Source organism: Maritimibacter fusiformis, from assembly GCF_008086115.1.
GTDB lineage: Bacteria > Pseudomonadota > Alphaproteobacteria > Rhodobacterales > Rhodobacteraceae > Muriiphilus > Muriiphilus fusiformis.
This window is the reverse complement of the sequence record NZ_VSIY01000004.1, coordinates 612,932-634,001: the sequence shown is the minus strand read 5'-3', so window position 1 is coordinate 634,001 and position 21,070 is coordinate 612,932. Positions and strand designations below refer to the sequence as shown.

Annotated in this window: 22 protein-coding genes and 1 riboswitch; of the genes, 12 read left to right on the top strand and 10 right to left on the bottom strand. The window is 66.8% G+C overall.

Features of this window, described 5'->3' with window-relative positions:
* Positions 1-225: 225 nt before the first annotated feature.
* From FVF75_RS07160 to aat, 4 genes are all read left to right on the top strand, one after another.
* On the top strand, positions 226-873 hold the full coding sequence (locus FVF75_RS07160) for a TetR family transcriptional regulator C-terminal domain-containing protein (protein ID WP_148377248.1): 648 nt from the start codon (positions 226-228) through the stop codon (positions 871-873).
* A gap of 117 nt (positions 874-990) precedes the next feature.
* The gene (gene accB / locus FVF75_RS07155) at positions 991-1,491 is read left to right on the top strand and encodes an acetyl-CoA carboxylase biotin carboxyl carrier protein (RefSeq protein ID WP_148377247.1); all 501 of its coding nucleotides are present in this window, start codon (positions 991-993) and stop codon (positions 1,489-1,491) included.
* Positions 1,492-1,506: 15 nt separating this feature from the next.
* A complete protein-coding gene (gene accC / locus FVF75_RS07150; protein WP_148377246.1) occupies positions 1,507-2,853 on the top strand; it encodes an acetyl-CoA carboxylase biotin carboxylase subunit in 1,347 nt (448 codons plus the stop codon).
* Positions 2,854-2,855: 2 nt separating this feature from the next.
* Positions 2,856-3,509 carry a leucyl/phenylalanyl-tRNA--protein transferase gene (aat, locus tag FVF75_RS07145; RefSeq protein WP_281289582.1) on the top strand — a complete coding sequence of 218 codons (654 nt, stop codon included), beginning with the start codon at positions 2,856-2,858 and terminating at the stop codon, positions 3,507-3,509.
* On the opposite strand, the gene FVF75_RS17910 is transcribed toward aat, so the two are convergent.
* The 7 genes from FVF75_RS17910 to FVF75_RS07110 all read right to left on the bottom strand — a co-directional run bounded on the left by FVF75_RS17910 (position 3,464) and on the right by FVF75_RS07110 (position 9,649).
* Positions 3,464-3,991 (bottom strand): DUF2155 domain-containing protein, encoded by a 528-nt coding sequence (locus FVF75_RS17910; protein ID WP_342779794.1) that lies wholly within the window; start codon positions 3,989-3,991, stop codon positions 3,464-3,466. The genes aat and FVF75_RS17910 overlap by 46 nt on opposite strands.
* 7 nt (positions 3,992-3,998) lie before the next feature.
* Positions 3,999-4,373: an NADH:ubiquinone oxidoreductase subunit NDUFA12 gene (locus FVF75_RS07135; RefSeq protein WP_148377244.1), complete on the bottom strand. Its 375-nt coding sequence runs from the start codon at positions 4,371-4,373 to the stop codon at positions 3,999-4,001.
* Between the two features lie 77 nt (positions 4,374-4,450).
* Positions 4,451-4,846 (bottom strand): RidA family protein, encoded by a 396-nt coding sequence (locus tag FVF75_RS07130; protein ID WP_148377243.1) that lies wholly within the window; start codon positions 4,844-4,846, stop codon positions 4,451-4,453.
* 22 nt (positions 4,847-4,868) lie between these two features.
* Positions 4,869-6,149, bottom strand: coding sequence for an ATP-dependent Clp protease ATP-binding subunit ClpX (gene clpX, locus FVF75_RS07125; protein ID WP_148377242.1), 1,281 nt, complete (start codon positions 6,147-6,149; stop codon positions 4,869-4,871).
* Positions 6,150-6,286: 137 nt separating this feature from the next.
* Positions 6,287-6,919: an ATP-dependent Clp protease proteolytic subunit gene (locus FVF75_RS07120; RefSeq protein WP_148377241.1), complete on the bottom strand. Its 633-nt coding sequence runs from the start codon at positions 6,917-6,919 to the stop codon at positions 6,287-6,289.
* A gap of 171 nt (positions 6,920-7,090) precedes the next feature.
* On the bottom strand, positions 7,091-8,191 hold the full coding sequence (locus tag FVF75_RS07115; RefSeq protein WP_148377240.1) for a cystathionine gamma-lyase: 1,101 nt from the start codon (positions 8,189-8,191) through the stop codon (positions 7,091-7,093).
* A 9-nt stretch (positions 8,192-8,200) separates the two neighbouring features.
* Positions 8,201-9,649, bottom strand: coding sequence for a TrkH family potassium uptake protein (locus tag FVF75_RS07110; RefSeq protein WP_148377239.1), 1,449 nt, complete (start codon positions 9,647-9,649; stop codon positions 8,201-8,203).
* Positions 9,650-9,840: 191 nt separating this feature from the next.
* Between FVF75_RS07110 and FVF75_RS07105 the strand changes: the two genes are divergently transcribed.
* The 5 genes from FVF75_RS07105 (at position 9,841) to FVF75_RS07085 (ending at position 15,073) form a co-directional block, all read left to right on the top strand.
* Positions 9,841-11,430: an FMN-binding glutamate synthase family protein gene (locus tag FVF75_RS07105; RefSeq protein ID WP_187393005.1), complete on the top strand. Its 1,590-nt coding sequence runs from the start codon at positions 9,841-9,843 to the stop codon at positions 11,428-11,430.
* Between the two features lie 180 nt (positions 11,431-11,610).
* Positions 11,611-12,966: a signal recognition particle-docking protein FtsY gene (gene ftsY, locus FVF75_RS07100; protein ID WP_148377237.1), complete on the top strand. Its 1,356-nt coding sequence runs from the start codon at positions 11,611-11,613 to the stop codon at positions 12,964-12,966.
* 56 nt (positions 12,967-13,022) lie between these two features.
* Positions 13,023-13,565 carry a hypothetical protein gene (locus FVF75_RS07095; protein WP_148377236.1) on the top strand — a complete coding sequence of 181 codons (543 nt, stop codon included), beginning with the start codon at positions 13,023-13,025 and terminating at the stop codon, positions 13,563-13,565.
* Entirely contained in the window at positions 13,562-14,464 is a 903-nt protein-coding gene (locus FVF75_RS07090) for a DMT family transporter (protein WP_148377235.1), read from the top strand. The genes FVF75_RS07095 and FVF75_RS07090 overlap by 4 nt, the downstream gene beginning before the upstream one ends.
* 9 nt (positions 14,465-14,473) lie before the next feature.
* Entirely contained in the window at positions 14,474-15,073 is a 600-nt protein-coding gene (locus FVF75_RS07085; RefSeq protein ID WP_148377234.1) for an inner membrane-spanning protein YciB, read from the top strand.
* 8 nt (positions 15,074-15,081) lie between these two features.
* On the opposite strand, the gene FVF75_RS07080 is transcribed toward FVF75_RS07085, so the two are convergent.
* Positions 15,082-15,780, bottom strand: coding sequence for a glutathione S-transferase N-terminal domain-containing protein (locus FVF75_RS07080; RefSeq protein WP_187393001.1), 699 nt, complete (start codon positions 15,778-15,780; stop codon positions 15,082-15,084).
* A gap of 135 nt (positions 15,781-15,915) precedes the next feature.
* Positions 15,916-15,994: riboswitch (SAM riboswitch) on the top strand.
* Positions 15,995-16,039: 45 nt separating this feature from the next.
* On the opposite strand from FVF75_RS07080, the gene metZ reads away from it, so the two are divergent.
* Together metZ and folE2 are read left to right on the top strand one after the other, a co-directional pair.
* A complete protein-coding gene (metZ, locus tag FVF75_RS07075) occupies positions 16,040-17,227 on the top strand; it encodes an O-succinylhomoserine sulfhydrylase (RefSeq protein WP_148377233.1) in 1,188 nt (395 codons plus the stop codon).
* A 118-nt stretch (positions 17,228-17,345) separates the two neighbouring features.
* Positions 17,346-18,452 carry a GTP cyclohydrolase FolE2 gene (gene folE2, locus FVF75_RS07070; RefSeq protein ID WP_148377232.1) on the top strand — a complete coding sequence of 369 codons (1,107 nt, stop codon included), beginning with the start codon at positions 17,346-17,348 and terminating at the stop codon, positions 18,450-18,452.
* Positions 18,453-18,456: 4 nt separating this feature from the next.
* Here the strand turns inward: folE2 and FVF75_RS07065 are convergent, their stop codons facing one another.
* Both FVF75_RS07065 and purD read right to left on the bottom strand, forming a co-directional pair.
* Positions 18,457-19,047, bottom strand: a complete 591-nt coding sequence (locus FVF75_RS07065) for a hypothetical protein (protein WP_148377231.1) — start codon at positions 19,045-19,047, stop codon at positions 18,457-18,459.
* Complete coding sequence (gene purD / locus FVF75_RS07060; protein WP_148377230.1) at positions 19,044-20,309, bottom strand: phosphoribosylamine--glycine ligase; 1,266 nt, start codon at positions 20,307-20,309, stop codon at positions 19,044-19,046. Before purD ends, FVF75_RS07065 begins: the two co-directional genes overlap by 4 nt.
* 73 nt (positions 20,310-20,382) lie before the next feature.
* Between purD and FVF75_RS07055 the strand changes: the two genes are divergently transcribed.
* Positions 20,383-21,033, top strand: coding sequence for a glycine-rich domain-containing protein (locus tag FVF75_RS07055; RefSeq protein WP_148377229.1), 651 nt, complete (start codon positions 20,383-20,385; stop codon positions 21,031-21,033).
* Positions 21,034-21,070: the final 37 nt, after the last annotated feature.

Genomic DNA, 21,070 nt, shown 5'->3' with positions numbered 1-21,070 from the left:
GCCCGTGCTCTCGTCTGGCGATGCGATCCATGATGCCCCCTTTCGCGCGCGCAGTATTCATCCCCGGGCGCGCGGCTGCAACGTGGTAGAAATACGGATGCCTCCGGGGCACGTCCGGAAAGGTCAGGGCCCATGACCTTCGCGCGGTTGCATTGTGCCCGATGTCTGGGCAAGTTGAACACTCAGTCAAAAATCCGAACGACGTTTCGGGGGAGAGACGCGCGCATGGCGGACAGCCGCCCGAAGACCAGAATACAGGCCCGCAACCGCGCCGCGATCCTCGAGGCCGCGCTGGAGGTGTTTTCGCAGGCCGGGTTTCGCGGCGCGACGCTGGACCAGATCGCGACGACCGCCGGGCTGTCCAAGCCGAACGTGCTCTATTACTACCCGTCGAAAGAGGCGATCCATGTCGCGCTTCTGTCTGATCTGATGGACGACTGGCTGGAGCCCCTGCGCGCGCTCGACCCCGAGGGCGACGCGGTGGACGAGATTCTCGCCTATGTGCTGCGCAAGCTCGACATGGCGCGCGAGATGCCGCGCGAAAGCCGCCTGTTTGCCAACGAGATCGTGCAGGGCGCACCCCGGATCATGCCGATGATCACCGGCGAGCTGAAAACGCTGGTCGACGACAAGGCGCGCATCATCCGGGGCTGGGCCGAAACCGGGATGATCGCACCGGTCGACCCCCATCACCTGATCTTCTCGATCTGGGCGACGACGCAGCACTACGCCGATTTCGACACCCAGGTGCGCGGCATCCTCGCGCCCGAGGGCGACGAACATTTCGACGGGGCCGCGGCCTTTCTCGATCACCTCTACCGCGCCGCGCTCACGCCGCTGGGCAGCGCCGTCGAACGCGCGGCGGACGCCTGAATGATCCTGCCCGCGGGCAAAGTCCATACTTTCAACTCGCCGCCCAACTGCATATAAGCGGACAAACCCGCAGGTGCGCCGCGCCGGGGGCGAGCAAAGGCAGATGTCGAGGACGCCATGACCGAAAACACCCGAGAAACCGACGTGGCCTTCATCAAGGCCCTGGCCGAACTCCTGCGCGAAAGCGACCTCAACGAAATCCAGGTCAAACGGACCTACAGCGAAGACGACAAGATGAACGTCTACATCAGCCGCGGCGTCCCGGTGCAGCAGGCCCCGGCGATGCCCGCGCCCGTAGCCAGCGCGCCCGCGGCCCCGGTCGCGCCCGCCGCCGCAACCGCAGCGCCCGCCGCGCCCGCCGGCGACGGTGATCCGGCCAGCCATCCCGGCGCGGTGACCTCGCCGATGGTCGGCACCGTCTACATGCAGGCCGAACCCGGCTCGCCCCCCTTCGTCAAGGTCGGGGACACCGTGGCCGAGGGCGATACCGTCCTGATCGTCGAAGCGATGAAGACGATGAACCAGATCCCCGCCCCGCGCGCCGGCACCGTCAAGCGCATCCTGGTCGAAGACGGCGCACCGGTCGAGTTCGGCGCGCCCCTGATGATCATCGAATAGGCCCGGAGGCTGGCCATGTTTGACAAGATCCTGATCGCCAACCGGGGAGAGATCGCGCTGCGCGTCATCCGTGCGGCGCGTGAGATGGGGATCAGGACGGTCGCCGTCCACTCCACCGCCGACACCGACGCGATGCATGTGCGCATGGCCGACGAAAGCGTCTGCATCGGCCCGCCGCCGAGCACCGACAGCTATCTGTCGATCCCCGCCATCATCGCGGCCTGCGAGATCACCGGCGCGCAGGCGATCCATCCGGGTTACGGGTTTCTGTCGGAAAACGCCAAGTTCGTGCAGATCGTCGAGGATCACGACCTGACCTTCATCGGCCCCTCGGCCGAGCACATCCGCATGATGGGCGACAAGATCACCGCCAAGGAAACCGCCAAGGCGCTGGGCATCCCGGTGGTGCCGGGGTCCGACGGTGGCGTGCCGGATTACGAGACCGCCAGGACGGTCGCGGCCGAGATGGGCTATCCGGTGATCATCAAGGCCACCGCCGGCGGCGGCGGGCGCGGCATGAAGGTCGCCAAGACCGAGGCCGAGTTGAAACACGCCTTCTCGACCGCGCGCAGCGAATCCAAGGCGGCCTTCGGCAATGACGAGGTCTATATGGAGAAATATCTCCAGACGCCGCGTCATATCGAGGTGCAGGTGTTCGGCGACGGCAAGGGCGGCGGTGTGCACCTGGGCGAGCGGGATTGCTCGCTGCAACGCCGCCACCAGAAGGTGTTCGAAGAGGCGCCCGGCCCGTCGATCAGCCCCGAGGAACGCGCCGAGATCGGCGGCATTTGCGCCCGGGCGATCGCCGAAATGGGCTATTCCGGCGCAGGCACGATCGAGTTTCTCTATGAGAACGGCGAATTCTATTTCATCGAGATGAACACCCGCCTGCAGGTCGAGCACCCGGTGACCGAGGCGATCTTCGGCGTCGACCTGGTGCGCGAACAGATCCGCGTGGCCGAGGGCCTGCCGCTGTCCTTCACCCAGGACGATCTGGAGGTTCAGGGCCACGCCATCGAGATCCGCATCAACGCCGAGAAACTGCCGAACTTCGCGCCCTGCCCCGGCAAGATCACGCAGTATCACGTGCCCGGCGGGCTCGGGGTCAGGATGGATTCGGCGCTGTATGACGGCTATACGATCCCGCCCTACTACGACAGCCTGATCGGCAAACTGATCGTGCATGGCCGCGACCGGCCCGAGGCGCTGTCACGGCTGGGTCGTGCGCTGGGCGAACTGATCGTCGACGGTGTCGAGACCACCGTGCCATTGTTCCACGCGCTGCTGCAGGACCCCGACATCATCGCGGGCGACTACAACATCCATTGGCTGGAACGTTGGCTGGAAAAGAACATGGGCTAGGCGTGCAGGAGACGCGGCTCACCCCCGATCTCCTGCTGCGCGCCTATGCCGCCGGGGTGTTCCCGATGTCGGAGGGGCGCGACGACCCGAAGGTGTTCTGGGTCGATCCGAACCACCGGGGCATCCTGCCGCTGGACGGCTTTCACCTGTCACGCTCGCTGCGCCGCACGATCCTGCGCAAGCCGTTCGACCTGTCGCTGGACATGGCGTTCGAGGACGTGGTGCGCGGCTGTGCCGACCGCGACGAGACCTGGATCAACGACACGATCTTTCGCGGCTATTTCGCGCTGCACCGGCTGGGCCACGCCCATTCGATCGAGGCCTGGGAGGGGGACGAGCTGGTCGGCGGCGTCTATGGCGTGTCGCTGGGGCGGGCGTTTTTCGGCGAAAGCATGTTCTCGACCCGCACCGACGCGTCGAAGGTCGCGCTGGCCACTCTGGTGGCGCACCTGCGCGCGACCGGGTACCGGCTGTTTGATACCCAGTTCCTGACCGATCACCTGGTCCGGCTGGGGGCCGACGAGGTGTCGCGCGCGCGCTATCACCAATTGCTGGACGCGGCGCTCGAGGGGGGCAATGCCGAGATCCTGTCGCGCCCGCTACCGGATGCTCAGTCGGTGGTGCAGCTCTTGACCCAAACGTCGAACCGCGAGTGATCCAGCGCCGACAGCGCCGGTGACGAAGCGATCATCCAGCCTTCGAAGATCGGCACTTCGGCGTTGTTTTCGCGGATCACCAGCCACGCATAGGCGTCGCCCGCCGGGTTGTCGACCGGATAGCGGCACTCGCCCAGCGTGATCTGGAGCCAGCCCAGACCGCCGGTTTCACCCTTGGCAAGCGGGATGTCCACGGTGGTGCCGGCCAGCTTGTCCAGCCCACGCAGCATGGCGCCGGTGCCCTGGGTGACCTCGTCTTCCTCGGTGGTGGTCACCTCTCCGCCAACCACCGAGCCGGGGTCGCGGGGCTCGAGCGGGGTGAGGGTGAAGTCGTCGGGGTCGTCCTGCGGTTCGTCGGGGGTGACAACCTCGCCGGGGTCGACCGGGTCGAGCGGGATCACGACGATCTGCGCCGTGACCGGCAGGGCCAAGGCGGCCAGCAAGGTGACGGGTCCGGCCAGTCTGGAAGTGACGATGCGCATCGCGGGCCTATTCCGGCTGCCACGCCTCATAGTCCGAGCGCTCCACCGGGTGCGGGCGGCGCAGGGAGCCGGCCGGGACATAGGCCGCGGGCGTTCCGGTCAGGTTGACCTGATGCGGCTTTTCCCAGCTCTTGTGGGTCAGCGGGTTTTCTGCCGGGTTCTGGTCGAAGGTATGGTGCAGCCAGCCGTGCCAGTCCGGGCCGACATGGCTGCCTTCGGGCTCGCCGGCATAGACCACCCAGCGGCGCTTGTCGTCGCGGGTGCGGTAGAACGTGTTGCCCGCCTCGTCCTCGCCGACCCGCACGCCGCGGCGCCAGGTGAACAGGCGCGTGCCCAGCGTTTCGGCATGCCACCAGGTGATCAGCGAGAGAATGAACCGCATGAAAGCCTCCGCAATGTTCTGCCCCCATATGGCGCAAGCGCGCGCCGAGGTCCAGTGCCAAACCTGTCGCGGCAGGCTCAGGGATCGGTGCCGGCGGGAAGCCGCGCGGTGACTTCGATCTCGATCTTCATCTCGGGCGTCATCAGGCCCGCGACCATCATCGTCGACGCCGGGCGCACATCGCCGAAGGCGGCGCGCAGGACCGGCCAGCAGGGTTCGAAATCGCCCCCGTCGGGCAGGATGTAGCGCACGCGGACCACGTCGGCGAGGCTGGCGCCGGCCTCGGACAGGGCCGCCTCGATGGTGGCCAGCGCGTTGCGGCACTGGTCGGCCACATCCTCGGGCATCGTCATGGTGGCATAGTCATAGCCGGTGGTTCCGGCCACGAAGACCCAGCCCCCATCGACCACGGCGCGGGAATAGCCGACCTGTTCCTCGAACGGCGAGCCGGATGAGATCAGCTTGCGGGTCATGGCGTTCCGGGTGCGCCCGGCCTCAGCCGGCCGAGGCGCCTTCCTTGCTGGATGCGGAATCGCTGTAGATGATCAGCGGCCTGGCGTCCGAGGTCACGGCCTCTTCGTTCACCACCACCTCGTCGACGTTCTCAAGCCCGGGCAGTTCGAACATGGTGTCGAGCAGAATGTCCTCCATGATCGACCGCAGCCCGCGCGCGCCGGTCTTGCGCGCGATGGCGCGTTTGGCGATGGCGACAAGCGCGTCGTCGGTGAAGGTCAGTTGCGCATTCTCGATGTCGAACAGGCGCTGGTATTGCTTGACCAGCGCGTTCTTGGGCTGGGTCAGGATCGTGACCAGCGCAGCCTCGTCGAGGTCGGTCAGGGTGGCGATCACCGGCAGGCGGCCGACGAATTCGGGAATCAGGCCGAATTTCAGCAGGTCTTCCGGCTCAAGCTCGCCGAACATCTCGCCCACGCCGCGGCTGTCCTCGTCCTTGACGTCGGCGCCGAAGCCGATCGCCGAGCCCTTGCCGCGCTGGGCGATGATCTTTTCCAGCCCGGCGAAGGCGCCGCCGCAGATGAACAGGATGTTTGTGGTGTCGACCTGCAGGAATTCCTGCTGCGGATGCTTGCGCCCGCCCTGCGGCGGCACGGAGGCGACGGTGCCTTCCATGATCTTGAGCAGCGCCTGCTGCACGCCCTCGCCCGAAACGTCGCGGGTGATCGAGGGGTTGTCGGACTTGCGCGTGATCTTGTCGACCTCGTCGATGTAGACGATGCCGCGCTGGGCGCGTTCGACGTTGTATTCGGACGCCTGAAGCAGCTTAAGAATGATGTTTTCCACATCCTCGCCGACATAGCCGGCCTCGGTCAGCGTGGTCGCGTCCGCCATCGTGAAGGGCACATCCAGGATGCGCGCCAGCGTCTGGGCCAGCAGCGTCTTGCCGCAGCCGGTCGGGCCGATCAGCAGGATGTTCGATTTCGACAACTCGATGTCGTCGCCTGCCTTCGCGGCATGGTTCAGACGCTTGTAATGGTTGTGCACCGCGACAGACAGCACCCGCTTGGCGTGATACTGGCCGATCACGTAGTCGTCGAGCACCTCGCAGATTTCCTGCGGGGTCGGCACGCCATCGGTGGATTTCAGGCCCGAGCCCTTGGTTTCCTCGCGGATGATGTCCATGCACAACTCGACGCATTCGTCGCAGATGAACACGGTCGGCCCCGCGATCAGCTTGCGCACCTCATGCTGGCTCTTGCCGCAGAACGAGCAATAGAGGGTGTTCTTGCTGTCACCGCCCGAGGAGGAATTGTTCGCCATAGTGTCGTTTCCCTGGGGCGCGCGCCCCATTTCTGTTCGACCTCGCAAGGCCCGTTTCGTGCCCGTCGCCTCAGACTAGGCGACGGGTATGGTCGGCACAACGTGAAATTGCCACCCTGCGGCAGGGCGGCAACAGATCACTTGCCGTCGTCTGCGCCGGCTTCGCGGCGATCGAAGATCTCGTCGATCAGGCCCCAGTTCTTGGCCTCTTCCGGGCTCATGAAATTGTCGCGCTCCAGCGCGTCGACCACCGCCTTGAGCTTTTGCCCGGTGTGGCGGACGTAGATTTCGTTCAGCCGGTCCTTGAGCTTCTGCGTCTCCTGCGCGTGGATCATGATGTCGGTGGCCTGGCCCTGATAGCCGCCCGAGGGCTGGTGCACCATGATGCGCGAATTGGGCAGGCTGAAACGCATCCCCTTCTCGCCGCCGGTCAGCAGCAGCGACCCCATCGAGGCCGCCTGCCCGATCACCAGCGTCGAGACCTTGGGCCGGATATACTGCATCGTGTCGTAGATCGACAGCCCCGAGGTCACAACGCCGCCGGGCGAGTTGATATACATCGAGATTTCCTTGGACGGATTCTCGGCTTCGAGAAACAGAAGCTGGGCGCAGATCAGGCTGGACATGCCGTCATGCACCGGGCCGTTCAGGAAGATGATGCGCTCCTTGAGAAGGCGCGAAAAGATGTCATAGGCACGCTCGCCCCGGCTGGTCTGTTCCACCACCATCGGGACGAGGGTGTTCATGTAGGTCTCGAAGGGATCGCGCATCTGGCCTGCCTTTGTATTTGTGTGGCGGGCCGCGGCCCGCGTTTGCATACCGGGCCGGGCCCGCTGGGATGGATTCTAATGGTGCCACCGGGGGGCTGCAAGGGGACGGCCTGCCTTTCGACCCTCCTGATGCACCGGAATGATTGACATTGTCTTGAGGGCACGCGCGCCTCAGCCGCGCAGGGCCGCGTCGATGGCCCGCCACAGGTCCTGCACCGGCTCGCAGCCGACCGACAGGCGCACGAACCCCGGCGCCACCGCATCGCCCCAGCGCGCCCGGCGCTCGGCAGAGCTGTGCACGCCGCCGAACGAGGTCGCGGGCGTGATCAGCCGGCACTCGGCGATGAACCGCTCGGCGCTGGCTTCGTCGGCCAGCGTCAGGCCGATCAGGAACCCCATCCGGGTCATCTGTGACCGGGCGAGGTTGTGGCCGGGATCGTCCGGCAGACCGGGAAAGCGCAGCGCGGTCAGTGCCGGGTGGCCCCGCAGCCGCTCGGCGATGATCTGGGCGTTGTCGCACATCCGGGCAAAGCGCAACTCCAGCGTGGCAAGGCTGCGATGCAGCATCCAGGCCTCGAACGGGCCGGGAATCGCGCCGGTCAGCTTGCGCCAGTCGGCCACCCGCGCCATGACCTGCCCGTCGCGGCTGGCGACATGGCCCATAAGGATATCGGAATGCCCGCCCGGCGCCTTGGTGTCGGAGGCCACCACGATATCGGCGCCAAGCTCGAGCGGGCGCTGGCCGAACGGCGTCATGGTGGTGTTGTCGACGATCGAAACACCCGCCGCCGCCCGCACCGCACCGGTCACGGCGGCAAGGTCGCACAGGTCAAGGCCGGGGTTGGACGGCGACTCGATCAGCACCGCGCGATAACCGTCAAAGCCGCCCTCCGTGAAGCGGGCGGTTGGCCGGGTCTCGACCACGATGCCGAGGCCGGACAGGAAGTTCTCGGCCAGCACGCGCGGGGTATAGTAGCCATCGGACGGCATCAGCAGCCGGTCGCCCGCCCCGAGCGTGGCAAACAGCGCCGCCGCGATCGCCGCCATGCCCGACGGGAAGACCAGTGCCGGGGCGTCCTCGAGATGGCCCAGGGCGGCCTCCAGCGCCTCCCATGTCGGGTTGTCGCTCCGACCATAGGCCGCGACGCCGCCCGGATCGCCCGGCAGGTGATACATCGACGCCAGCGTGAGCGGCAGCGCCACGGGGTCGCCCTTGGCAAGGGTCTCGCCCCTCAGATGCAGCAGGCGGGCGGCGTCGGGCCGGTCGGTCATCGCTCTCTCCTAGTCACGCCAGAACCGCAGGGTGAACAGCACGTAGACCGACAGAACTTCCAGCCGCCCGATCAGCATCGCCGCGGTCAGCAGCCACTTGGCGGTATCGTTCAGCGCCGCGAAATTGCCCGAAGGCCCGATGGTATCGCCAAGGCCGGGGCCGACATTGGCCAGCGCCGTGGCCGCGCCCGACAGCGCCGTGACGGTATCGAGCCCGGTCATCGCCAGCGCCACCGACAACACCCCCAGCGACACCACGAACATCACGAAAAACGCCATCACCGAGGACAGGATATCCTCGCCCACCGGCCGCCCGCCATAGCGCGGCACGAACACCCCGTGCGGCGAATGGATCGCGCGGATCTGCGCCTTCACCGAGGCAAAAAGCAACTGGTAGCGGAAAATCTTGACCGAACAGGCGGTCGACCCGGCGCAGCCGCCGACCAGCCCGAGGAAAAAGAACGCCACGAACGGAAAAGCGCCCCAGAGCTGATAATCGACGCTGGCATAGCCGGTGCCGGATATGATCGAGACGGCGTTGAACAGCCCCTCGCGGACGCCGTGTTCGAAATGGTCGCCATTGGCGATCAGCCGGTAAAGCGCCAGCACCAGCGTGATCGACGCGATGAAGGTCAGATAGCCGCGCACCTGCGGGTCGGTGAACAGCGGCCGCGCGGTGCCGGCGGCAAGCTGGATGAACCGCACGAACGGCAGACTGGCCAGGATCATGAACACCGAGGCGACGTATTCCGGCGCGCCCTGGTAGACCCCCATGCTGGCGTCGTGGGTCGAGAACCCGCCGGTCGAGATGGTGGTGAAGGCATGGTTGATGGCGTCGAACGGCGTCATGCCGACGGCGAGGTATGCCAGCACGTTGGCGACGGTCAGCCCGATGTAGATCCAGAAGATGCGCCCGGCGATCTCGACCGCGCGGGGCAGCACCTTGCCCATCGTGTCGAACGCCTCGGAGCGGAAGATCTGCATCCCGCCGACGCGCAGTTCCGGCATGAACACCATCGCGACCACGATGATCCCGATGCCGCCGAACCATTGCAGCATCGAGCGCCAGAGCAGGATACCCGCCGGCAGATCGTCCAGCCCCGAGAACACGGTGGAGCCGGTGGTGGTCATGCCCGACATCGCCTCGAACATCGCGTCGACGACCCGGGCATCGACCACGCTCATCATGAACGGCAGCGCCCCGAACAGCGGCAGCGCGATCCAGACCAGCGTGGTCAGAAGAAAGATCTGCTGGATCGACAGCCCCTGCCCGGCGGTGTTGGCGGTGGCCAGTGCAAGGGTGCCGCCGAACACGATGGAAATCATCGCGCTTTGCAGGAACACCGCCCAATCCGGGCTGCCATAGTAAAGGTCGACCAGCATCGGCACGAACATCGTCACGCCCAGCACGGCGACAACGAGACCGATCACATAGGCGATGGGGCGCGGATCGAACATGGGCGGAAGGGTTGGCCCTGCGCGCGCGCGCTGTCAATCCGCCTTGCGCCTGCGGCCCGGCAGTTTCGGGGGCCGTGCTTGACAAGTTGTCGCAGCCCCGGCGAGGGTCGGGTTAACCGATTGTTCGCGGGTCTGTGCTTGTCTGTGCCTGTCTGTGGCGGTCGGGCGACCGGAGCTTGCCGATGCTGAAAATGCGCTACCTGCCCTATTACGCGTTCCTCGCGGCGATCCCCGCCGGGGTGGTGCTGGGCATGGCGGCCCCGTTCTGGGGCGGCGCGCTGCTGGGCCTTGGCATTGTCGGCGGGCTGATCGGCAGTTTCGACATCTGGCAGCGCAAGCGCGCGGTGCTGCGCAATTACCCGGTGCTGGCCCGCGCGCGGTTCCTGCTCGAAGGCATCCGGCCCGAGATTCGGCAGTATTTCCTGGAAAGCGACCATGACGAGGTTCCCTATTCGCGCGAACAACGCGCGTTGGTCTATCGCCGTTCGAAGGATATCGAGGGGTTGCGCCCCTTCGGCACGCTCAGGAACCAGTCCGAGGTCGGCCATGAATGGATCAACCATTCGGTTCAGCCGCGCCACAACGACAACCCCGATTTCCGGGTTTCATTTGGCGAAGGGACCTGTGCGCAGCCCTATTCGGCCTCGGTGCTCAACATTTCCGCCATGTCCTTCGGCGCGCTCTCGCCCAACGCGATCGAGGCGTTGAACATCGGCGCGAAACGGGGCGGGTTCGCCCATACCACCGGCGAAGGCTCGATCTCGCGCTTTCACCGAATGCACGGGGGCGACCTGATCTGGCAGGTCGGCTCGGGCTATTTCGGCTGCCGCGATGTCGAGGGGCGGTTCGACCCGGGCGCCTTCGCCGAGAAAGCCGCCGCCGACCAGGTCAGGATGATCGAGATCAAGCTGTCGCAAGGGGCCAAGCCCGGCCACGGCGGCATCCTGCCCGGCGCCAAGGTCAGCGAGACGATCGCCGAGGCGCGCGGCATCCTCAGGGGCGTCGACTGCATCAGCCCCGCCGCCCACAACGCCTTTTCCACCCCGGTCGAAATGCTCGATTTCATCGCCCGGCTGCGCGAGTTGTCGGGTGGCAAGCCGGTCGGCATCAAGCTCTGCGTCGGCCACCCGTGGGAGGTGTTCGCGATGGCCAAGGCGATGGTGGAAACCGGCACCCAGCCCGATTTCATCACCGTCGACGGCTCCGAGGGCGGCACCGGCGCGGCCCCGGCGGAGTTCGCCGACCACATCGGCGCGCCGCTGCGCGAAGGGCTGATGCTGGTGCACAACGTGCTGGTCGGACTGGGCCTGCGCGACAAGACCCGGATCGTGGTCGCCGGCAAGCTGATCTCGGCCTTCGACATGTCCCGGGTCTTTGCGCTGGGGGCCGATACCTGCAACATGGCGCGCGGCTTCATGTTCTCGCTGGGCTGCATCCAGGCGCAGACCTGCCACACCGGCAATTGCCCGACCGGGGTGACCTCGCAGGACCCCGGCCGCTACCGGGCGCTCGATGTCGCCGACAAGGCCACGCGGGTGGCAAACTTTCACGCCAACACCCTGCGCGCACTGGGCGAAACCATCGGCGCGGCGGGGCTGGCGCACCCGTCGCACCTGCGCCCCGACCACCTGATGATTCGCATCAACAGCCGCGAAGTGCGCTCGGCGCGCAGCCAATACGACTGGGTGGCGCCGGGCGAGCTGCTCGATCACAACGTCGCGCACCCGGCGTTCGCGAAATTCTGGGACATGGCGCGCACCGACAGCTTTGCCCCGGTCTGAACGGGACGCCCCGGGCCTTCCCATCAGGCGCATTCGCGACTAGAGCATGGGGCGTTGAATTGAAGTCACCTGTCGCCGTGAATACATTCGCTTTGAAAACGCCGCGGTGTAACGACGGTTGACCGCGTGCGGCCCTGTCGGCGCACCACGCGTGAGGTGAAGGGCAAGACCGGAGGCCCCATGTCGTTTTTCAAGAAGCTCAAGAACCGCCTGACCCGATCCTCGTCGAAGCTCGAACAGGGGCTGGAGGCGATCGTCGAAGAGGGCGGCGTCGAGGAAGCGGCAGAGCCGGACGCGGCCCCGGACCCGGAACCGACGCCGGAGCCGTCCCCCGATCCTGTGCCGACGCCAGGGCCGGAGCCGACGCCCGAACCCGACCCGGTGCCACAGCCCGACCCGGTGCCGCAACCCGAACCGGACCCCGTCCCCACGCCGGAACCGGTCCCGGTGCCGCAACCCGATCCGGCGCCTGCACCGACTCCTGACCGCCCCCCCGATCCCGGCCCCGACCTGCCCGGCCCTTCCCCGACCGAGGTGCCCGCCCCCGCGCCCGAAATTCCCGACACCCCGCCCAGCGAGGTTCCGGGAATTTCAGACCCGATGCCGAACACCCCGCCGCTGGAAATTCCGCCGTCCGAAACCGCCGCCAGGCCCGGTGTGCTGGGCCGACTTCTGGGCCGCGGCGACAAGCGCACCGTCACCCGACGGGCGCTGGACGACGACATGCTGGAAAGCCTCGAAGAGCTGATGATCGCCTCGGACATGGGCGTCGATACCGCCCTGCGCGTCACCGCCAACATCGCCCAAGGGCGGATGGGCAAGCGCATGTCGGTGGACGAGATCAAGGCGCTGATGGCCGCCGAGATCGCGCGGGTGATGGAGCCGGTCGCCACCCCCCTGCCGCTCTATGCGAAAAAACCCCAAGTGGTGCTGGTGGTCGGCGTCAACGGCTCGGGCAAGACCACCACCATCGGCAAATTGGCCAGCCAGTTCCGCGCCGCCGGCAAGTCGGTGATCATCGCCGCCGGCGACACCTTTCGCGCCGCCGCGGTCGAACAGCTTCAGGTCTGGGGCGAGCGCGCGGGCGTGCCGGTGATGACCGCGCCCGAAGGCTCCGACCCCGCCAGCCTCGCCTTCGACGCGATGACGCGGGCCGAGGCCGAGGGGGCCGACCTTCTGATGATCGACACCGCCGGGCGGCTGCAGAACCGCGCCGACCTGATGGAGGAACTGGCCAAGATCGTGCGGGTGATCCGCAAGAAGGACGCGACCGCGCCGCACAACACGCTCCTCGTGCTGGACGCCACCACCGGCCAGAACGCGCTGAGCCAGGTCGAGGCGTTTCGCAAGATGGCGGATGTCACCGGGCTGGTGATGACCAAGCTCGACGGCACCGCCAAGGGCGGCGTGCTGGTGGCGCTGGCCGACCGCTTCGGCCTGCCGATCCACGCCATCGGGGTGGGCGAGCAGATCGACGACCTGGCGCCTTTCGACCCCGGCGAATTCGCCCGTGCGCTGACCGGCGCCCACGCCTAGCCCTGATTTCGTCAGGATTCGCGGCTATGATACGGACTGATGCCGGGGGCGGCAGGATGAAAGACCAGATGACCGAGACGCGGATAGGGCCGCATCTGCTTTTGAAAGGCACCCGCACGGCGATGTCCTTCGTCGCCGAGGCGCGTGCGCTGGCGTGCCGTCATCCCTATCCCGCGGCAGGTCAGCCGCCCTATTCACGCATGGCCGACGTGCTGTCGCGGGCGGTGTTGTTTGCCGACTGGCAGGTGGTCGGGGCGGCCGCGCTGATCCGCGCGGGCGAGGTCACGCGCATCGCCGAGATGGCGCTAAGCCCCGGGTTTCGCGACGACGAGTATGCCCGCCGCCTGACCTGGCGCCTGCTGGCCGATGCCGCGCATGAACTGGCCGAGACACCACAGATCGAGGACGCCTACGGCCAGCCCTTCGGAATCGAACGCTTTGTCGCGCGCCGCCGCGCCAACCGGGTCGAGGACAAGGCGAGCCGACCCATCCCGATCGGCCGCATCCGCATCGACGCCGCCACCGGGCCGCGCGGACGAAAGGATCTGCCGCAGACCGGCGCCCGCATCCCGCGCGCGCCCAAAGCCACCGTGCTGTGAGCGACTGGATCACCGCCATCGAGGGCACCGAGGCCGGGCATACCGCGGCCCTGGTGCTGGCCGTGCTGGCGGCGGTCCTGCACGCGCTGTTCGGCGCGCTGCAAAAGGGGCGGCACGACCCGTGGCTGTCACGCGGCGCGATAGATGCCGCATATGGGCTGATGGCCGCGCCGATTGCCCTGTTCGTGGTGCCCTGGCCCGACCCGTCGCTGATCCCGCTGTTCGTGCTGATCATGGTGGTGCACATCGTCTACAAGCTGGCACAGGGCTATACCTACACGCTGGGCAGCTACACCGTTGTCTATCCGGTGGTGCGCGGCACCGGCCCGCTGTTCACGGTGATCGGCGCGGGGCTGTTGTTCGGCGAGCATTTCACCGCGGTGCAATGGCTGGGCGTCGGGGTGCTGATGGCCGGCATCTACGGGCTTGCGCTCTATAATCTCAGGCATTGGCAGGTCGGGCGCGACAAGCTGAAGCCGGCGCTGGCAATGGCGGTGGTGACCGGCGGCTTCGTCGCGCTCTATACCACGGTCGACGCCTACGGCATTCGCGCCACGCCCGATCCGTTCACCTTCCTGGCCTGGTTCTTCATGCTCGACGGGCTGGGCTTTCCGCTGATCGCGCTGGCCCATTACCGCCGCCTGGCCGTGCGCCCGAAACTCGGGCCGCTGGCGCTGCGCGGGATGATCGGCGGCGTCGTCGCGTTCTTCTCGTTCGGTTCGATCATGCTGGCGACCCGGCTCGACAAGGTCGGCGAGGCCGCGGTGCTGCGCGAAACCTCGACGGTGTTCGCGGCCCTGATCGGCTGGCTGGTGCTCAAGGAGTCGACCGGGCCGCGCCGGGTGATGCTGATGGCTTTGATCGCCGCCGGCGCCGTGATAGTGGAGCTTGGCAGCTAGGAGACTCGGATGTCTGGACAAGGGATGAAACCCGGATTGAAACTGGCCCTCGAATACGGGCCGATCATCGCCTTTTTCGCGGGCTACATGCTGTTGCGCGACCGGACCTTCCTGATCGGCGGCACAGAATATTCCGGTTTCGTCGCCGTCACCGCGCTGTTCATCCCGCTTCTGGCCATCGCCACCTTCGTGCAATGGCGGCTGTCCGGTCACATCTCGAAGATGCAGATCGCGACGCTGGTGCTGGTTGCGGTGTTCGGCGGGTTGTCGATCTGGTTCAACGACGAACGCTTCTTCAAGATGAAGCCGACGATCATCTACCTGTTGTTCGCCGGCATCCTCGGGTTCGGCCTGCTGCGCGGGCGCAGCTATCTCGAGGCGGTGATGGACCAGGCCGTGCCGCTGCGCCCCGAGGGATGGATGATCCTGACCAAGCGTCTGGCGCTGTTCTTCCTGTTTCTCGCGGTGGCCAACGAAGTGATCTGGCGCACCATGTCGACGGATGTCTGGGTCAACTTCAAGACCTTCGGGCTGACGCTTGGCATCTTCGCGTTCTTCATGGCGCAGTCGCGGCTGTTTTCGCGCTACGGCACCGGCGAGGCGGACTGACCAGGGGCCTACCGCCGGAACAGCACTTTCTGCGCCTCCTTGTCGTCGGTGATGTTGCCGCGCGCGTCGCTCGCGACCGCCATGCCGCGCATCACCGCCGGGCGCGCGCCAAGCTCATCGAGCCATCGGGCGAGGTTGGGCTTGTCGTCGAGCGTCTGCTCCTGCCGTTCCCACAGGGATGCCCAGCCGTAGCAGGCAATATCCGCGATGGAGTAGAAATCCCCCGCAAGATAACGCGCCTCGCCCAGCCGCTTGTCCATCACGCCATAGAGCCGGGCGACCTCGGTACGGTAGCGGTCCTTAGCATAGGGCAGATCCTGCGGCGGATCGAGCGCCGGGGCGTAGCTGAGGAAATGGTGCGCCTGCCCGGCCATCGGACCAAGCCCGCCCATCTGCCAGAACAGCCATTCCTCGACCGCCACCCGGTCGCGTTCGCCGCTGCCGTAAAGCTGGCCGGTCTTGCGCGCGAGGTATTGCAGGATCGCGCCCGACTCGAACACCGAGATCGGCGCGCCGTCCGGCCCGTCGGGGTCGACGATGGCGGGCATCCGGTTGTTCGGCGCGATTTTCAGGAACTCCGGCGCAAACTGCTCGCCCTTGCCGATGTTCACCAGCTTGACCTCGTAGGGCAGGTCCATCTCTTCCAGTGCGATGGAAATCTTCCAGCCGTTCGGGGTCGGCCAGTAGTAAAGCTCGATCAGTGCCATGCGGTCCTCCTGGTTTCGGTCGCCGGGCGCAGCATGACGCATCACACGGCGGGGGCAAGGGGCGGCGCGATCACGCTTCGCGGCGCGCGCCGTGCGCGCCCTGCGGCGCCTTGACGCGGGTTCGGGCGCGCGCTACGAGCGATTCGTGGCGAGTTGTTCACCCGATTGCGGGCCACGTTAAACAAACCGCTAAAGAGGTCAGGGACGATTGCCCCCGGCGCTCATGCGGTGGGGGCTTTTTTGTGCTTGGGAGCGCGCGATGACCGATTGGAACCCGAAAACCCTGGCCGTCCACGGCGGCACCCGTCGCAGCCAGTACGGCGAGGTCAGCGAGGCGATTTTCCTCACCCAGGGGTTCGTCTACGACAGCGCCGAACAGGCCGAGGCGCGGTTTCAGGAGGCCGGGCCGGACGAGTTCATCTATGCCCGCTACGGCAACCCTACCGTGCGCATGTTCGAGGACCGTATCGCCGCGCTCGACGGCACCGAGGACGCCTTTGCCACCGCCAGCGGCATGGCCGCGGTCAATGGAGCGTTGATGGCGATCGCCGGTTCGGGCGATCACATCGTCGCGGCGCGCGCGCTGTTCGGTTCGTCGCTTACGATCCTTCTGGACATCATGGGCCGCTTCGGTGTCGAGGTGACGCTGGTCGACGGCACCGACCTTGGCGCCTGGCGGCAGGCGGTGCGGCCGGGCACCAGGGCGGTGTTTTTCGAGACCGTCTCGAACCCGACGCTCGAGGTGATCGACATCGCCGCCGTGGCCGAGATCGCCCATGCCCAGGGCGCGCTGGTGATCGTCGACAACGTGTTCGGCACGCCGGTCGGACCGAATGTCGCCGACATGGGCGCCGACGTGGTGATCTATTCCTCGACCAAGCATATCGACGGCCAGGGCCGCTGCCTTGGCGGCGTGGTGCTGGGCAGCCGCGAGTTCATCCGCCAGACGCTCGAGCCCTACATGAAACACACCGGCGGCGCGCTCAGCCCGTTCAACGCCTGGGTGATGCTGAAGGGGCTGGAGACGCTCGACCTGCGCGTGCAGGCGGCGGCGGCTTCGGCGCAGAAGATCGCCGAGGCGCTGGAGGGGCATCCGAAACTTTCCCGCACGCTGTTTCCGGGGCTGGCCAACCACCCCGACCGCGCCATCGTCGACCGGCAGATGGCGCATGGCGGCACGGTGATCGCGCTCGACCTCGCGGGCGGCAAACCCGCCGCCTTCGCCTTTCTGAACGCGCTGACGATTCCGGTGATCTCGAACAACCTGGGCGACGCGAAATCCATCGTGACGCACCCGGCCACCACCACGCACCAGCGCCTGCCCGATGACCAGAAAGCCATTCTGGGAATCACGCCGGGGCTGGTGCGGGTGTCGGTGGGGCTGGAAGATACCGACGACCTGATCACGGATTTCCGCGCCGCTCTCGACGCCGTGCCGGCCGGCTGATCTTTCGCGCCGGGAACCTTTGGCGGATGATCCGCATCCGACCTGTGAGCGTATTGCTTGGTAAATCACCCCACGAGGCCTTATATTCGGGCCTTGGACAGGATCGAAAGGCCTCGCCATGACCCACGTAAGCCCGAATTTGACCGCCGTGCATCCCGACGAGGACGAGGCGCGGCGCGCACTCGATACGCTGCGCGCCTGGGCCAGCAGTGCCGACCCGGTCGAGGTGGCGCGGCTCGATCCGGCCATCGCGCGGCTGCTGCCGGCGCACGAGGTGGCGAACTATCCCGACCTCAGCCGCAGCTATCCGGCGGATTTCGTGCCCGATGACGCCTACAAGGCGACGATGCCCGACCTGCAGAACGGCCCCGCCAGCCTGATCCAGGGCGCGCGCCAGCTGATCCAGCATGTCGGCATCTCGAACTTCCGCCTGCCGATCCGCTACCACACCCGCGACAATGGTGACCTGACGCTCGAAACCTCGGTGACCGGCACGGTCAGCCTCGAGGCCGAGAAGAAAGGTATCAACATGTCGCGGATCATGCGCAGCTTCTACGCGCACGCCGAAAAGGTGTTTTCCTTCGAGGTGATCGAGGCGGCGCTGGACGACTACAAAACCGATCTCGACAGCCTCGATGCCCGCATCGAGATGTCATTTTCCTTCCCGATGAAGGTGCAATCCCTGCGCTCCGGCCTTGAGGGCTATCAGTATTACAACATTGCGCTGGAGCTGGTCGAACAGGGCGGCACGCGGCGCAAGTTCATCCATCTCGATTACGTCTACAGCTCGACCTGCCCCTGCTCGCTGGAACTGTCCGAACACGCCCGCCAGGTGCGCGGCCAGTTGGCGACGCCGCACAGCCAGCGCTCGGTCGCGCGGATCTCGGTCGAGGTGATGTGCGACCGGTCCTGCCTGTGGTTCGAAGACCTGATCGACCTGTGCCGCGACGCGGTGCCGACCGAGACCCAGGTGATGGTGAAACGCGAAGACGAACAGGCCTTCGCCGAGTTGAACGCGGCCAACCCGATCTTTGTCGAGGACGCCGCCCGGCTGTTCTGCGAGCGCCTCAAGGACGACGCCCGGGTCGGCGATTTCCGTGTCGTGGCCAGCCACCAGGAAAGCCTGCACAGCCATGACGCGGTGTCGATCCTGACCGAGGGCGAGACGTTCCGGTCGCAAAGCCTCGATCCGCGCCTGTTCTCGACCCTGATCCACGCCGGCTGAGGCGTCAGGCGGCCTCGAGCCCGTCGATCACCTGATCGACCACGTCGGCAACGGCCCCGGCCTTGCCGGTGGGGGGCGCACGCCAGGGCCAGTTGGTGCGGATGATAATCGCGCCGAGGGCCAGCATGAGCAGCATCGGGATGGCTCCGGCGGCGACGCGGTCGGTGGAAATCCCGGTGGCAAGCGCGGCCACGAACAGGGCGACCCCGATCACCGCCGACACCACGCCCACCAGGAACATCGCGAACCGCGCCTTGCCCACCTCGCCCAGCGTGACCTCAAGATCGGGCCGGGTCTCGGCCAACGCCCCAAGCACGTCGCGCACCAGCCTGAGAAAGTCACGCGCGTCGGGGTCGATGCGCCATGCCGCCTCGGCCGCGTTGTAGCCGATGCTGTGCTTTTCCGCGCCGACCCACAGGTCGAGCCGCATGATCCGGTTGCGGCTGACCGAATGGTTGACGAAGCCCGCGCCGGTGATCGCGGCAAGGTCGACGGGGGTGTCGTCGCGCAGGAAAAGTGTCGTGTCATCAAGGCGGTAGGTGCGCCTGGCGCGCAGCAGCGCCGGTTTGAAAGCGTAGCTGCGCACCTCGCTCATCCCAGCGCCCGCCAGCCGATGTCGGAGCGGCAGAACCCGCCCGGCCAGTCGATTGCCTCGACCATCTCATAGGCCGCATCGCGCGCCTCGCGCAGGCTGTCGCCGCGCGCGGTCACGTTCAGAACCCGCCCGCCGCTGGCAATCAGCTTGCCGTCCTTCTCGGCGGTGCCGGCATGAAACACCATGTGGCGGCTGTCTTCGGGCAATGCCTCGAGCCCCTCGATCACCGAGCCTTTCTCGTAGGCCCCGGGGTAGCCCTTGGCCGCCATCACCACGGTGATCGCGTGATCCTCGGCCCAGTTCACCTTCATCTCGGACAGCCGCCCCTCGGCGGTGGCCAGCATCAGGTCGAGCGCCTGCGCTCCCAGCCGCATCATCAGAACCTGGCATTCGGGATCGCCGAACCGCACGTTGTATTCCACCAGCCGCGGCTCGCCATCTTCGATCATCAGCCCGGCATAGAGCACCCCGCGGTAAGGTGTGCCGCGCTCGGCCATGACGCGCATGGTCGGGGCGATGATCCGCTCCATTGCCTTTTTCGCGATCTCGTCGGTCAGCACCGGGGCGGGGGAATAGGCGCCCATGCCGCCGGTGTTGAGGCCGGTATCGCCCTCGCCGACCCGCTTGTGATCCTGCGCGGTGCCGATGGGCAGAAGCGTCTCGCCATCGCAGAGCACGAAGAACGAGGCTTCTTCGCCCTGCATGAATTCCTCGATCACCACCTCGGCGCCAGCCTCTCCGAAGGTGCCCGAGAACATGTCGTCGATGGCTGCCAGCGCCTCGGCCTCGTCCATCGCCACGACCACACCCTTGCCGGCGGCCAGCCCGTCGGCCTTGATCACGATCGGTGCGCCCTTGGCGCGGACATGGGCGCGCGCCGGTTCGGCCTCGGTGAAACGGGCGTAGGCGGCGGTAGGGGCGCCTGCGGCGTCACAAATCTCTTTTGTGAAACTTTTTGACGATTCCAGCATCGATGCAGCCGCGGAAGGTCCGAAAACTGCAAGCCCGGCGTCTTCCAGCCGATCCGCGATGCCCGCCGCCAGGGGCGCTTCGGGGCCGATGATGACCAGGTCGATGGCGTTTTCCTCGGCGAAGGTGGCGATCAGCCCGCCGTTCAGGATGTCGATCCTGGCGCATTCCGCGATCTCGGCGATGCCGGCATTTCCGGGGGCCACGATCAGCCGGTCGCACTTCGGGTTCTGCTTGACCGCCCAGGCCAGCGCGTGTTCGCGCCCGCCGCCGCCCAGGATCAGGATGTTCATCGCCGCGCCCTCATTTCGCCAGATTTGTCGGGCAGGGTCTAAGTCCATGACCGCGATCAGGCAAGAGGCACAGATGTCAGCCGCCGCCCCCTCATCCGGGTTCTCGGACCCCGACCTCTGGCTCAGGGTGCGCACCGCGCCCCTGCCGGTGACGCGCGACGGGCTGGATTTCGCGGCAACGTTGGCCGCGGTTCGCGACATGCCCCTGCGCGATGCCCACGACCTGGTGACGGAATATCGCCGCTTTCTCTACCTCGCCGCGCTGGACCAAACGATGTCGGTGCCGCCCGCTTCGGTCGAAATGGCCTGGGACCTGCACCGGCAAAGCCCGGACTACACCCGGTTCTGCACCGAGACGCTGGGGGCCAGTGCCGTTCCCGGTGACGGGGCGCGCAACCTCGGGTCATCGGCGGCCTACCGCGCCACCCGCGCGGCCTACCGCCGCGAATTCGGCGAGGCGCCCCCGTCCCTGATCTGGCCCGGACGGATCACGCCGCGCCTGCCGCGATGGCTGGTCCTGCACGGGCTGATCCTTGGGGCCAGCGTGGTGGTGGCCTGGCTCACCGCCCTCCCGGCGGCACTGGCGTTCGGGGTCGGGCTCAGCCTCGCGCTCTATGGGTTCGACCTCTGGATGAGCGCGCACAAACGCCGCCGCCGTCTTGACATCGGCGCGGCGGTGACCGGCGATCTGACCCACTTCCTGAGCGCCATGGACCGAAGCTGAAACCGGCTGGCCCATGATGGATGGCCGCGCTAGTGTC